Annotated in this window: 12 protein-coding genes; 6 read left to right on the top strand and 6 right to left on the bottom strand. The window is 58.3% G+C overall.

The window, feature by feature from the left end:
- Positions 1-800: 800 nt before the first annotated feature.
- Complete coding sequence (gene yaaA / locus CKW14_RS12795; RefSeq protein ID WP_095050977.1) at positions 801-1,580, bottom strand: peroxide stress protein YaaA; 780 nt, start codon at positions 1,578-1,580, stop codon at positions 801-803.
- Between the two features lie 312 nt (positions 1,581-1,892).
- Between yaaA and CKW14_RS12800 the strand changes: the two genes are divergently transcribed.
- From CKW14_RS12800 to CKW14_RS12825, 6 genes are all read left to right on the top strand, one after another.
- On the top strand, positions 1,893-3,032 hold the full coding sequence (locus CKW14_RS12800) for a polysaccharide deacetylase family protein (protein WP_371857747.1): 1,140 nt from the start codon (positions 1,893-1,895) through the stop codon (positions 3,030-3,032).
- Positions 3,033-3,369: 337 nt separating this feature from the next.
- Complete coding sequence (locus CKW14_RS12805; protein WP_016985016.1) at positions 3,370-4,764, top strand: PhoH family protein; 1,395 nt, start codon at positions 3,370-3,372, stop codon at positions 4,762-4,764.
- Positions 4,765-4,910: 146 nt separating this feature from the next.
- On the top strand, positions 4,911-5,384 hold the full coding sequence (gene moaC / locus CKW14_RS12810; protein WP_093437022.1) for a cyclic pyranopterin monophosphate synthase MoaC: 474 nt from the start codon (positions 4,911-4,913) through the stop codon (positions 5,382-5,384).
- A complete protein-coding gene (locus CKW14_RS12815; protein WP_095050975.1) occupies positions 5,381-5,635 on the top strand; it encodes a MoaD/ThiS family protein in 255 nt (84 codons plus the stop codon). Before moaC ends, CKW14_RS12815 begins: the two co-directional genes overlap by 4 nt.
- 3 nt (positions 5,636-5,638) lie before the next feature.
- On the top strand, positions 5,639-6,091 hold the full coding sequence (gene moaE / locus CKW14_RS12820) for a molybdopterin synthase catalytic subunit MoaE (RefSeq protein ID WP_095050974.1): 453 nt from the start codon (positions 5,639-5,641) through the stop codon (positions 6,089-6,091).
- A gap of 264 nt (positions 6,092-6,355) precedes the next feature.
- Entirely contained in the window at positions 6,356-7,132 is a 777-nt protein-coding gene (locus tag CKW14_RS12825; protein WP_095050973.1) for an ABC transporter substrate-binding protein, read from the top strand.
- A gap of 107 nt (positions 7,133-7,239) precedes the next feature.
- Here the strand turns inward: CKW14_RS12825 and CKW14_RS12830 are convergent, their stop codons facing one another.
- The 5 genes from CKW14_RS12830 to CKW14_RS12850 form a co-directional block, all read right to left on the bottom strand.
- A complete protein-coding gene (locus tag CKW14_RS12830) occupies positions 7,240-7,866 on the bottom strand; it encodes a transcriptional regulator (protein ID WP_064586076.1) in 627 nt (208 codons plus the stop codon).
- A gap of 91 nt (positions 7,867-7,957) precedes the next feature.
- Positions 7,958-9,085, bottom strand: a complete 1,128-nt coding sequence (locus CKW14_RS12835) for an FAD-binding oxidoreductase (RefSeq protein ID WP_095050972.1) — start codon at positions 9,083-9,085, stop codon at positions 7,958-7,960.
- 150 nt (positions 9,086-9,235) lie between these two features.
- The gene (locus CKW14_RS12840) at positions 9,236-10,180 is read right to left on the bottom strand and encodes an ornithine cyclodeaminase family protein (protein ID WP_095050971.1); all 945 of its coding nucleotides are present in this window, start codon (positions 10,178-10,180) and stop codon (positions 9,236-9,238) included.
- A 136-nt stretch (positions 10,181-10,316) separates the two neighbouring features.
- Positions 10,317-11,795, bottom strand: coding sequence for an ATP-dependent RNA helicase RhlB (gene rhlB, locus CKW14_RS12845; RefSeq protein WP_095050970.1), 1,479 nt, complete (start codon positions 11,793-11,795; stop codon positions 10,317-10,319).
- A 97-nt stretch (positions 11,796-11,892) separates the two neighbouring features.
- Positions 11,893-12,549: an alpha/beta hydrolase gene (locus tag CKW14_RS12850; protein WP_095050969.1), complete on the bottom strand. Its 657-nt coding sequence runs from the start codon at positions 12,547-12,549 to the stop codon at positions 11,893-11,895.
- Positions 12,550-12,560: the final 11 nt, after the last annotated feature.

The raw sequence follows: 12,560 nt of genomic DNA on the forward strand, positions 1-12,560 counted from the left end.
CTCTGTATATATCAGGCCTTAGAGGCCGGAGTTAATGGTGTTCAGCGTTTATTAGTGCACTCGAAAGTGCGGCACACAGGCGCCACAGTGCCGTGTGCAGGCATACTAAGTTTCGAGTGTCTAAATAAGTGCACTCAAGATTTGCGCAACCAGGCCTTGTTGTTATGACTTGCCCTGTTATGCAGCCGATCCTCTTTGGAGAAGACTCTTGTGCAATCGTCTTGCGCGCTTGATGTCAGGAGGAAAGTCCTGTAAATCAAGCGGTTGGGTGCTCAGGCGAGCACGTTTATTAGGGCGCGGCCATGGCCTTTGTAGGGGATATAGATGGTGCGTATCTCCTGTCCATCGTCTGTTTTGAGACTAGTTAGTCATCTAGGCAAGTTGCTGTGACAACTTGGTTACATGGCTATCTGCTCTGCGTAAGTTATCTCGTACAAACTCGGCGAGAATCGTTACCGGTGGTATGAGCTATGCATTTGGACGAAGTTCCTGTCCGCTCATCGCGAAATCTGAAATTTCTTGAAATATTGTCAGAGATGGCACTAGTCTCAATTTGATAGCACTTTCGTTTTCGACCTTTAATAACAGGCGAAAAATCACGTTAGATAGTTTTGTGCCACTACGCTGAAAAAAGTTAGGTGCCACTACTGAAAAAAATGATCAGTGTCGAGTGAAACTAATCTTAGAAAAGACAGGGAGGATTTTCTGGCGCCATTAAAATGGCGAAAAGGTGCGAGGGTTTTTTGACATCGTGCGAGCTGCACGACTCTTTATAGAAAGAGTCGTGCATTGGGCATGCATTATTCCGGGGCGTGGTCGCGCAAAAACACCAGATTGTCGGGTTTCGACTGTTCGACGCTGTAGCGATAACCCTGCACATCGAACTGTTTGAGCTGGGCCGGATCGTTGATCTTTTCCTGGATCACGAAACGGCTCATCAGGCCCCGGGCTTTTTTCGCGTAGAAGCTGATGATCTTGTACTGGCCGTTCTTTTGGTCCTTGAACTCGGTGTTGATGATCCGCGCGTTCAGGGCTGTGCGTTTCACCGCCGAAAAGTACTCATTGGAGGCGAGGTTGAGCAGCACGTCGTCGCCTTGATCGGCCAGCGCTTCATTGAGCCATTCGCTGATGCGCGTACCCCAGAAGGCGTACAGGTCTTTGCCACGGGCGTTGGCCAGTTTGGTGCCCATTTCCAGACGATAGGGTTGCATCAGGTCGAGCGGGCGCAGCAGCCCGTAGAGACCGGAGAGCATGCGCAGGTGTTTTTGCGCGTAATCGAAATCGGTTTCGCTGAAGGACTGTGCGTCGAGACCGGTGTAGACGTCGCCCTTGAACGCGAGCAGTGCCTGTTTGGCGTTGTCTGGCGTGAACGCGGGCGTCCAGCTGCCGAAGCGCGCGGCGTTGAGCCCACCGATTTTGTCGGACACGTGCATCAGTTCGCTGATCTGCGCCGGGGTCAGGTCGCGCAGTTGCTGGATCAGTTCCTGGGAATGGTCGAGGTATTGCGGCTGAGTGAAGCGCTGGGTCGCCGGCGGTGTTTCGTAATCGAGGGTCTTGGCGGGGGAAATCACCATCAGCATGAAGTCGTCTCCTTTAATCGTGGGGGCGATTCTAGGGGGTTGTCGGTGTTGACTCCAGCTATGGGGGTTATAGGTATGGGTAAGCTCGGGCATTTGCGACGGCTGGTGGATTTTTCCCTCACCCCAGCCCTCTCCCAGAGGGAGAGGGAGCCGATCTCATTGATTTCAAAATTTGAGTGCGACTCGATAGTTCAGATTGGCGGATATCGAAAGCGATACTCGGTCAGCTCCCTCTCCCCCCGGGAGAGGGCTGGGGTGAGGGCGGCGTCCTTCAGCCTTGCACATCAGCTATAGTGCCGCGCGGGTTTTGTTATGGAGACATCCCTTTTGCGCATTGTTCTTTTATTCACCGCGTGGCTGTTGAGCTTCGGTGCCGTCGCGGCGCCGGGCGATGTGGCGACGATGGATCGCAGCACCTGGCCGGAGCAGCTTAGCAACCCGACCCTGTTTGACGTGGCGTCACGGGCGGAAATCCTGATGTTCGCCCGTGTCCTGCTGGGCACCGAGTCGATGGACGAGGCCGCTCTGGCGCAGCGTCTAGGCTTGCGCACGGTCAATATCGATGCGGTCAACATTCTGCGCCAACGCCTCTGGCAGCGCCTGCTGGCCAACTACAACTTCGCCCAGCAAAGCTGCGATCAGGACGCCTCGTTCTGCTTCCTTGTAGAAGACTTGCCAACGCTGCGCGAGCAAGCCGCCAAGTTCGTCGTCAGTGACGACAGTTATTACACCAAGTGGGCCGAGCCGAGCCGGATCTTCCATGTGCAGTACCTCGACGAGTTGTTGCGCAAGGCCGCTTTGTCGCCGCAGAGCAGCAACGAATTCGATCGTTTCGGTGACTACGAGCGCAACGGCGACGCGATGCACGACCGGCTGTTCCTGCTGACCTTCGACAGCGCCGCCAATCTGCAACCGGACAACTCCGGCTGGCTCACCGAATACCTGCGCAAATCGAACCTGAGCGGCACGTTCTTCGTGCTGGGCAAGGATATTCAGGCGCGGCTGGCCGATCGTTCGGTGAGCAGCCTGCAAGCGGGGTTCTCGAAACAGTGCGTTGGCGTTCAAGGTTGGGAGTTCCGCTCCCACAGCCACTGGCAGGACTGGCAGGATTCGGTGCGGCGTAGCGCTGACCTGGTGAAGAACAAGTTGCCGGAAAACTACGTGCCGCTGTTTCGTCCGCCGGAAGGGCAGCGCCGCAGCGATGCGCAAGGTTTCTTCAACACACAAGGCCTGCAAGTGGCGCTGTGGGACATCGATGCCCAGGACGGCGCCGGCAAACTCAAGGGCACAGCGAGCGCGCAGAGGGTGCTGACTCTGATGCTGCTGTGGCGACACGGGGTGATCAATTTCAACATGAAACAGGACGCGGTGAAGACCTCGTTACCGTGGCTGATCACGCAAACCGCGCAGAGCGGTATCGGTTGGGAAGACTGTCAGGACGCTTTTCGCTGAGAAACGAAAAAAGCCCGGAAACATTGGGCTTTGGGCGATTTTTTTGAAGAAATCGATGCAGGCGGACTTCCGACTTTAGCGGGGTCTGGGCAGTCCGCCAAGGGCTTTTCGTCACTCTGCAAAATAAACTTAAAAAAACCGTCAAAGTACTTTTTTATGTCATCGGTTTTGGAGTATTACGAAGACAGACCGCCGAAACCTGCAACACAGGTGGCGTCTTCCAAGACCCGTTTGTTTGCAGTCACTTGAATCTCCGCAGGTGAGATTTCGGCAGTCACTTCGAGGCGCAGCACCGCTCAGGTATTGCGTCCAATGGCTCTGACAAAGGTGACCGAGTATGGATGATCACGGACGTAGCCCTTCCTCCAACCAGCCAATCCTTTATGTACTCGATACCAACGTATTGATTCACGATCCAAATGCCCTGCTGAATTTCGAAGAACACCACGTCGCGATCCCGATGACCGTGCTTGAAGAGCTGGACAAGCTCAAGAGCGGGCATCACAGCGTTGCCGCCGAATGCCGTCAGGCCATCCGGCTGATCGACAAGACCTTGGGCGACGCTTCCCCGGAAGACGTTGAACTGGGTGTGCCGATCCAGCGCGGCAAGGGCGGGCCAAAGGGCTTGCTGTCAATTCTGATGAGCAAACAGGCCGAATCGAATCTGATTCTGCCCGAGCATCTGAACGACAATAAAATCATCAACCAACTGATCGATTTGCACACCCGCGATCCGAAAAAGCCTGTGGTGCTGGTCACCAAAGACATCAACATGCGCCTCAAGGCGCGCGCCTGTGGCATCGATGCCGAGGATTACAGCACCGACCAACTGGTCGATGACGTGTCTCTGCTGCCCAACGGCTATCACAACATGACCGGCTCTTTCTGGGACCGCGTGAGCAAGGTCGACACCCGCCAGGATCACGGCCGCACCTGGCACCAAGTGCAACTGATCGACAACCTGCCGGCGGTGCACATCAACGAGTTCATCATCGACGAACAGGGCTTTGTCGGCTGGATCAAGGAGATCGACGAGGCCAAGCTGCTGATCCTCGACCTGCATCAGGAACCGCTGCTGCATCAAGAGGCCTGGGGGCTGAAGCCACGCGACATCTATCAGAGTCTGGCGCTGTACGCGTTGCTGGATCCGGACATTCATCTGGTCAACCTGTCGGGTGCGGCAGGCTCCGGTAAAACCATTCTGGCGCTGGCCGCGGCGATCGAGCAGACCATGGTCAGCAAGCGTTATCGCCGCATCATTGCGACCCGCAGTGTGCAGGGCCTGGACCAGGAAATCGGCTTCCTGCCCGGCACCGAAGCGGAAAAAATGGAGCCGTGGCTGGGCGCCATCACCGACAACCTCGAAGCCTTGCACATGGATGACGAAAACACCCATGGCAGCGTCGATTACATCCTCAGCAAAGTGCCGTTGCAGTTCAAATCGCTCAACTACATTCGCGGGCGCAGCTTCCAGCAGAGCCTGATCCTGATCGACGAATGCCAGAACCTCACGCCGCACCAGATGAAAACCATCATCACCCGGGCCGGCGCGGGTTCCAAAGTGGTGTGCCTGGGCAACCTCGCACAAATCGACACCCCTTACCTGTCCGCGACCAGCTCCGGGCTGACGTACCTGACCGAACGCTTCAAGGATTTCCCCAACGGTGTGCACATCACCCTGCAAGGGGTGCCTCGCTCGATTCTGGCCGAATACGCCGAAACCCATCTGTAACCTTTCAACCAAAACCGGGCGGCCTAAAAGCCGCCTGGTTTTTTATGGCCCTGCACAAATCCAGATGTAGGAGCTGCGTGATAATCCGACTCGCAGAAATTTGACCCGCGGGTTTACAATCGTCGCTCCTGATCAGGAGTAATCCCGTGCTGACTCATCTCGATTCCCAAGGTCGCGCCAACATGGTCGACGTCACCGAAAAAGCCGTGACGTTCCGTGAAGCGACGGCCCAAGCGCTGGTGCGCATGCTCCCCGAAACGCTGCAGATGATCGTCAGCGGTGGCCATCCCAAGGGCGACGTGTTCGCCGTGGCGCGCATTGCCGGCATTCAAGCGGCGAAGAAAACCAGCGATCTGATTCCCCTGTGCCATCCGCTGATGCTCACCGGCGTCAAAGTCGAACTCAGTGCTGATGGCGACGACACCGTGCGCATCGTTGCCCGCTGCAAGCTGTCCGGGCAGACCGGCGTTGAGATGGAAGCGTTGACCGCTGCCAGTGTTGCCGCCCTGACCATTTACGACATGTGTAAAGCCGTCGATCGCGGCATGACCATTGAAAGCGTGCGTCTGCTGGAGAAGGTCGGTGGCAAGAGCGGGCACTTTCAGGCGGAGCAGCCATGAACCTGACCGTGAAGTTTTTTGCCCGTTACCGCGAAGCGCTGGGCGTGGATTCGGTAAAGATTGAAGGTGATTTCGCCACTGTCGATGATGTGCGTGCACATGTTCTTCAAATGCAGACGCAACGGGATGGCGCCGAGGTACTGAGCGAGCAGAACCTGATGTGCGCACGCAACGAAGACCTCTGCCAACTCGATGAGCCGGTGGTCGATGGCGACGAAGTGGCGTTTTTCCCCACCGTGACCGGAGGCTGATCCATGGCAATTCGCGTGCAGGCCATGCCGTTCGATCCGGGCGCTGAAGTCAACGCGATGCATGCGGCCAATGTCGGCGTCGGCGCGGTGGTGAGTTTTGTCGGCTACGTGCGCGACTTTAACGACGGCCTCGATGTAGCGGGGATGTTCCTCGAACACTATCCGGGCATGACCGAAAAAGCCCTCGGTAAAATCGCCATCGAAGCCGAACAGCGCTGGCCGTTGCTGAAACTGGAAGTGCTGCACCGCATCGGCGCATTGGAGCCGGGCGAACCCATCGTGTTTGTCGGCGCCGCCAGCGCCCATCGCCAGGCCGCCTTCGATGCCTGCGCCTTTGTCATGGACTACCTGAAAACCCGCGCGCCGTTCTGGAAGAAAGAAAACACCAGCGACGGGCCGCGTTGGGTTGAGGGGCGGGACAGTGATCATGCAGCGGCGGATCGCTGGAAGAAATAACTACTGTAGCGCCTTCAAATCAGCTATCGCGAGCAGGCTCACTCCTACAATTGGAATGCGTTCCCCTGTAGGAGTGAGCCTGCTCGCGATGACGTCATCTGCATCACCAAATCCTCCATCTTTGCCCGATTGACGCATTGTACATATAAGTCCAATATGGATTTACAAGTACAAAAAAGCTTCAGTCTTGCCGCTCGAAGCTCCCCGCTTCCAGTTGCTCTTCTTCATCTTGCCAAACCAACAACAACCCGCGAGAGAACGAACATGAAGAAACTCCCCCTCATCACCGGTCTGGCCCTCAGCCTGTTGGCCTCCGCCAGCGTGTTCGCCGCCGAGCAAACCCTGCGCATCGGTATCGAAGCCGCTTACCCGCCATTTGCGTCGAAAACCGACAAAGGCGAAATCGTCGGTTTCGACTACGACATCGGCAATGCACTGTGTGCGCAGATGAAGGTCAAGTGTGTGTGGGTCGAAGGTGAGTTCGACGGTCTGATTCCTTCGCTGAAAGTGAAAAAGATCGACATGGCGCTGTCCTCGATGACCATCAACGAAGACCGCAAGAAGTCGGTGGATTTCACCCACAAGTACTACTTCACTTCGTCACGACTGGTGATGAAGGAAGGCGCCACGGTCGACGATCAATACGCGAGCCTCAAGGGCAAGAATGTCGGCGTGCAGCGCGCGACCACCACCGATCGTTATGCCACCGAGGTGTTCGAGCCGAAGAGCATTAACGTCAAGCGCTACAGCAACAACGAAGAAATCTACATGGACCTGGCAGCGGGGCGGCTTGATGCGATTTTTGCCGACACCATTCCGCTGAATGACTTTTTGTCGATGCCGCGTGGCAAGGGTTATGCGTTTGTCGGGCCTGAGTTGAAGGATCCGAAGTACGTGGGCGAGGGCGCAGGGATTGCAGTGCGCAAGGGTAATGCAGAATTGGTCAGCCAGTTGAATGGCGCCATTGATGGCATTCGCGCGAGTGGCGAGTACCAGAAGATTTCCGAGAAGTATTTCAAGTCCGACATCTACGGCGACTGATAGTCCGTCATCGCTTGCAAGCCAGCTCCCACAGGTTTTGTGTACACCGTAAATCCTTGTGGGAGCTGGCTTGCCAGCGATGGGGCCGGATCAATCACCGCAAATCTCTAGCCCTTCAATTCCTTCAAATGCTTGTACACCGTCGCCCGCCCCATGTTCAGCACATTGGCCACATAGTTCGAGGCGCTCTTGCCCTTGAACGCGCCCTCGGCGTGCAGCGCCAGCACCAGTTCGCGTTTGTGATCGCGGGTCAGCAGGTTCAGGCTCAGCTGCCGTTCGCGCAGCCAGGCGTGGAGGAAAGTGTTGATGCGCTCCTGCCAGTCATCGCGAAACAGTGAGTCCGGTTGCGGGATCAGTTTGCTCGGCGAGAGGAACAGGTCCAGCGCGGCCTTGGCATTCTCGAACAGCGAAATATTCAGGTTGATGCACAACACCGCCAGTGGCCGGCCTTCGCTGTCGCGCAGCACGGTGCTCAGGCTGCGAATCTTCTGGCCATCCCAATTGAGCTTTTCGTACGGGCCGATATTGCGGTCGCTGACATCCTCGCTGAGCATGTCCTCCAGTGACGAGTCGTCGCCGATCTCGCGCTTGGACAGGTTGTTGGCGATGTAGTCGACCTTTTGCGTGCGCAGGTCGTGCAGCACCACTTCGGCGTGGGGAAAGAACAGCGTGGCGATGGCGTCGGCAACAGCGCGGAAGTTATCCAGCGCCGGGTCGAATTCAGGGGCAGTCATGACAGTGGAGCTCCAGGCAGCGTCAACGCCCCCGTGATCAGGAGGCGTTGCGAGTGTGCCGCAATCCGTTGGGCGCGTCATCCGTGGACAATCAGGCGAGGCGAGCGGGGGCGAGCATGGCGCTGTCCAGCCCGAACTGCTGCAAGTGCTCGGGCAACGGCTCGCCGCGTACCAACGCCGCGCTGGCTTGGCCCATCGCCGGGGAAGTCTGAATGCCGTAACCACCCTGCGCCGCCACCCAGAACAGCCCCGGCACCTGCTGATCGAAGCCACTGAGCAAATCACCGTCGGCGACGAAGCTGCGCAGGCCGGCCCACGTACGCGTCGGACGGCGGATGGTCAGCGTGGTGGCTTCTTCGATCTGGTAGATGCCCATGGCAATGTCCAGTTCTTCCGGCTGCACATCGTGAGGCTCGACCGGGTCGGCGTTGGCGGGCGAGCCGAGAAACATGCCGGCGTCGGGCTTCATATAGAAGGATTCGTCGAGGCTGACCAGCATCGGCCAGTGATGAATGTCGACGCCTTCCGGCCCGGCGAAAATGAACGCGGCGCGGCGCTTCGGTTGCAGGCCCAGCGGTTGGGCGCCGGCCAGTGTGCCGATCTTGTCGGCCCAGGCGCCGGCGGCGTTGATGATCACTGGCGCGCTGAACGTCTGGCCGTTGGTCTGAACACTCCAGAGGCCCTCGGTATCGCGACTGAGGCCTAGCACTTCGCAATCGGTGTGCACTTCGCCGTTGTTGCGGCGGATCCCGCGCAGGTAGCCCTGATGCAAGGCGTCAGTGTCGATGTCGCTGGCGCTCGGGTCATAGATCGCGCCGTGGACTTTTTCCCGACGCAGGATCGGCAGTCGCGCGCAGGCTTCGTCGGCGCTGAGCAGTTGCATCTCCGGCACGGTGGCTTTGGCGCTGAGATATTGGTTGTTAAGTTCGGCGGCATCACCGGTGAAATCCACGGTCATTTCACCGCGTGGGGTGAGCAGTGGGTGTTCGCAGAAACCGGCTGGCGGGTGGTCAAAAAACGCCCGGCTGGCCTGGGTCAGCGCGCGAACTTGTGGCGTGCCGTACGCGGCGGTAAACAGCGCGGCGGAGCGCCCGGTGGAGTGATAGGCCGGGTGGGATTCACGTTCGAGCACGATCACTTTGCCGTGCGGCGACAGCCAGAAACCGGTGGATGCGCCGGCAATCCCGCCGCCGATGATGATGAAATCTGCCTGGCTCATGTAGGTCTCCAGTGGATACGCAATATCGAGGCGTTCGCTAGTCCCTTGTGGGAGCGAGCCTGCTCGCGAAAGCGGTATATCAGTCGACATCTTCGGTGAATGTCAGACCGCTATCGCGAGCAGGCTCACTCCTACAGGGGATTTGTGGTGTTAGTGAGTCAAGTGATAAATCGCATTGGCGAGGGCGATGTCTTCCAGTCCCAGGCCGATTGAACGGAAGAACACGTGACGATCGTAATCGGGGCGCTGCACTTTCTCGCTGAGCAAGTCGGCGAGGTCGCCGACAATCGAATCCTTGCTCCAGCCATGCTGTTCACTGGCAATCAGCATCTCACCTGCCGAACCCGGCGTGGTCAGACGATAGTCGCAGAACACCTGCATGTCGTTGAGGCTCTGCGGCGGCACTTCATGGGCACGCTGGGCGTTGGTGCTGATCGAGGTGATCAGGGCTGGTTTGCTCAGCGCGGCCGGATCGATCACCGGGCCGGCGGACGAGGTGCACAGCATGATCACGTCGGCCTCGACGAGGGCGGCTTCACGGCTGTCAACGATCCTCAGGTTGGGAGTGATGGCTTTCAACAGTGCCTTGGTTTGAGCGTCGGCGGACAGGCTTGGCGAATACAGGCTGATGCTCTGCCAGTCGCGCAGACCTTTCACATAGTGCAGATGCGCCTGCGCAACCTTGCCGCTCCCGATGATTGCCAGTCGCGTGGCGTTTGTCGGAGCGAGGGTGTCGACCGCCACAGCCGTGGTCGCGGCGGTGCGCGCGGTGGTCAGTTCAGCGGCATCGCAGAGCAGCAGCGGTTGACCGGTTTTCATCGACATCAACAAGGTCCATGCCGTCACCAGCGCACCTTGCTCGCGAACGATATACGGCGAGGTCTTCACGCCGTACACGCCGTCTTCGGCCAGCACGCCCAGATAATTGATGAAGTCGCCGGCACCTTGCGGAAATTCCACCAGTTGCTGCGCCGGTTGCACGGCGTTACCCGCCGCAAGATCACGGAACAGCTTGCGCAGGATTTGCGGCACATCAATGCGCGCCAGCAGCTCACGGGCCTGATGCTGGTCGATCACGTAGGGCGTATTGGACATATCAGGCTCCGAGGATGAAAGATAAACTTATTAGTCCATTATGGACTTTTAGTTTTCTCTCGCAAGCACCTGATGAAACACCGGGCGAAAAAAAAGCGCAGTCCGTTGCCGGCTGCGCTTTTCCTTTAAACGTCGTTTACTGCGGACGCTTGCGCTCAACCGCGCGCAACAGATGCGTCGGCGGCGTTTCACAGCTGATCTTGCGACCGAGCTTCTCTTCGATGGACGGCAACTGGTAGGAGTCGTCCTCACCGGCGAAGCTGATCGACACACCGTCGGCGCCAGCACGACCGGTCCGGCCGATGCGGTGCACGTAGTCGTCCGGGACTTCCGGCAGGGTGAAGTTGATCACGTGGCTGATGCCGTCGATGTGGATGCCGCGACCGGCCACATCGGTGGCGACCAGCACGCGAATCTTGCCTTCGCGGAAACCTTCCAGGGTCTTGATGCGCTTGTGCTGTGGCACATCGCCGGACAGTTGCGCGGCGTTGATGCCATCGCGCACCAGGCGTTCTTCGATGCGGCGCACTTCGTCCTTGCGGTTGGCAAACACGATCACTCGTTCCCAGCCGTTATCGTTGACCAGGTTGTAGAGCAGTTTGTACTTGTCGGCACCGGCCACCGCATAGATGTGCTGCTCGACGTTTTCGTTGGCAACGTTGGTGATTTCGATTTCGACGATCGCAGGGTCGGTGGTCCACTGCTTGGCGAGGTTCATCACGTCTTCGGTGAAGGTCGCGGAAAACAGCAAGGTCTGGCGCTCGGATTTCGGCGGCGTCTGGCGAATGATCTGACGTACCTGCGGGATGAAACCCATGTCGAGCATGCGATCGGCTTCGTCCAGCACCATCACTTCGACCATGTCCAGGTGCACGTCGCCACGCTGGTTAAAGTCGAGCAGACGGCCCGGTGTGGCGACGAGGATGTCGCAGTGACGCGCTTCGAGGTGCTTGAGCTGCTTGTCGAAGTCCATGCCGCCAACAAACGTCATGACGTTGAGGCCGGTGTACTTGGTCAGGTCAGCGGCGTCCTTGGCGATTTGTACCACCAGCTCACGGGTCGGCGCGATGATCAGCGCACGGGGTTCGCCCATGTAGCGTTCTTTCGGCGGCGGGGTCTGCAGCAGCTGGGTGATGATCGAGATCAGGAACGCGGCGGTTTTACCGGTGCCGGTCTGCGCACGGCCAATGGCGTCTTTGCCGGCGAGGGTGTAACCCAGGACCTGCGCCTGAATCGGCGTGCAGTACGGAAAACCCAGATCCTGGATGGCGTGCATCAGTTCTGGAGACAGCTTGAAATCGTGGAAGCGGGTTTTGCCTTCCTGTGGCTCGACGACGAAATCCTCGAGTTTCCACGGAATAACCGGTGCCTTGGGCTTCGGTTCGCGGCGCGGTCTGGCCGGTTTCGGCGCTTCGCTGCGGGCAGGTTCGGCAGCGATTGGCGCGGCCGGTGCAGGTTGTGGTTCTGCCTTCGGTGCCGCTACGTGAGCGGGGCGGTCGGCCTGTGGCGCATCGTTGCGATGACCGGGGGCGTGCGACGGCGCACTGGGAACTGGCGCGAGCTGCTCAGCCTCGCTTTTACCGAACATCTTCTTGAGTGCTTTGAGCACGGTCATCTCATCAATTGGTTAAGGAATGTACGCCGGCCAGTGTAATGCAAGAAACGGGCGCGGCGAAGTGGGAGGGATCAAAGGGCGGCTTTAATCTCGACGCTTAGCGCAAACGTTCGGTCAACCAGGCACCGATGTCGCGAATTTCCTCGGGTAACACTTCGTGCTCCATTGGGTATTCCTGCCATGTCACGGTGACACCATGCTTCACCAAATGCTCATAAGCACTGCGCCCCATCGAGTTTTGCACCACGCCATCGAACTGGCCGTGCAGGCATATCGCGCGAATCCGCTGCTGACTGGCTGACAGCTCCATATCATCACTGAAGGTCGGCGCATATGTCGACAACGCCAGCACGCCGCCCAATGGCCCCTGCCATTTCATAAATGCAGTGTGCAACACCACCGCGCCACCCTGGGAAAACCCGGCGAGAAAAATTCGCGAGGCGTCTATTCCGCTGGCGCGCTCGTTTTCGATCAATTCAATGATGCGATCCGCCGACGCTTCCAGCTCATCACGATCGATCGCGCGCGCCGGGCTCATGGCTTTGATGTCGTACCAGCTTGGCATGGCATATCCGCCATTTATCGTCACTGGACGAGTTGGCGCCTGTGGCAACACGAAGCGAGTGCTCAGCAGGCTTTCCTGCAATGCCTCGGCCACCGGCAGGAAGTCGTAACGGTCGGCGCCGAGGCCGTGCAGCCAGATCACGCAGGCGTCTGCGGGCTTAACAGGCTGAAGAATCAAGGGCTCGGTCATGTCTGCTCCAA

Origin of the sequence: Pseudomonas sp. Irchel s3a12, from assembly GCF_900187485.1 — a bacterium.
In the GTDB taxonomy this organism is placed as follows: domain Bacteria; phylum Pseudomonadota; class Gammaproteobacteria; order Pseudomonadales; family Pseudomonadaceae; genus Aquipseudomonas; species Aquipseudomonas neuropathica.

Coding starts and splice junctions, on each gene's coding strand:
- yaaA (WP_095050977.1), bottom strand. CDS start 1,580: ATGCTGATGGTGATTTCCCCCGCCAAGACCCTCGATTACGAAACACCG.
- CKW14_RS12800 (WP_371857747.1), top strand. CDS start 1,893: ATGGAGACATCCCTTTTGCGCATTGTTCTTTTATTCACCGCGTGGCTG.
- CKW14_RS12805 (WP_016985016.1), top strand. CDS start 3,370: ATGGATGATCACGGACGTAGCCCTTCCTCCAACCAGCCAATCCTTTAT.
- CKW14_RS12815 (WP_095050975.1), top strand. CDS start 5,381: ATGAACCTGACCGTGAAGTTTTTTGCCCGTTACCGCGAAGCGCTGGGC.
- moaE (WP_095050974.1), top strand. CDS start 5,639: ATGGCAATTCGCGTGCAGGCCATGCCGTTCGATCCGGGCGCTGAAGTC.
- CKW14_RS12825 (WP_095050973.1), top strand. CDS start 6,356: ATGAAGAAACTCCCCCTCATCACCGGTCTGGCCCTCAGCCTGTTGGCC.
- CKW14_RS12830 (WP_064586076.1), bottom strand. CDS start 7,866: ATGACTGCCCCTGAATTCGACCCGGCGCTGGATAACTTCCGCGCTGTT.
- CKW14_RS12835 (WP_095050972.1), bottom strand. CDS start 9,085: ATGAGCCAGGCAGATTTCATCATCATCGGCGGCGGGATTGCCGGCGCA.
- CKW14_RS12840 (WP_095050971.1), bottom strand. CDS start 10,180: ATGTCCAATACGCCCTACGTGATCGACCAGCATCAGGCCCGTGAGCTG.
- rhlB (WP_095050970.1), bottom strand. CDS start 11,795: ATGACCGTGCTCAAAGCACTCAAGAAGATGTTCGGTAAAAGCGAGGCT.
- CKW14_RS12850 (WP_095050969.1), bottom strand. CDS start 12,549: ATGACCGAGCCCTTGATTCTTCAGCCTGTTAAGCCCGCAGACGCCTGC.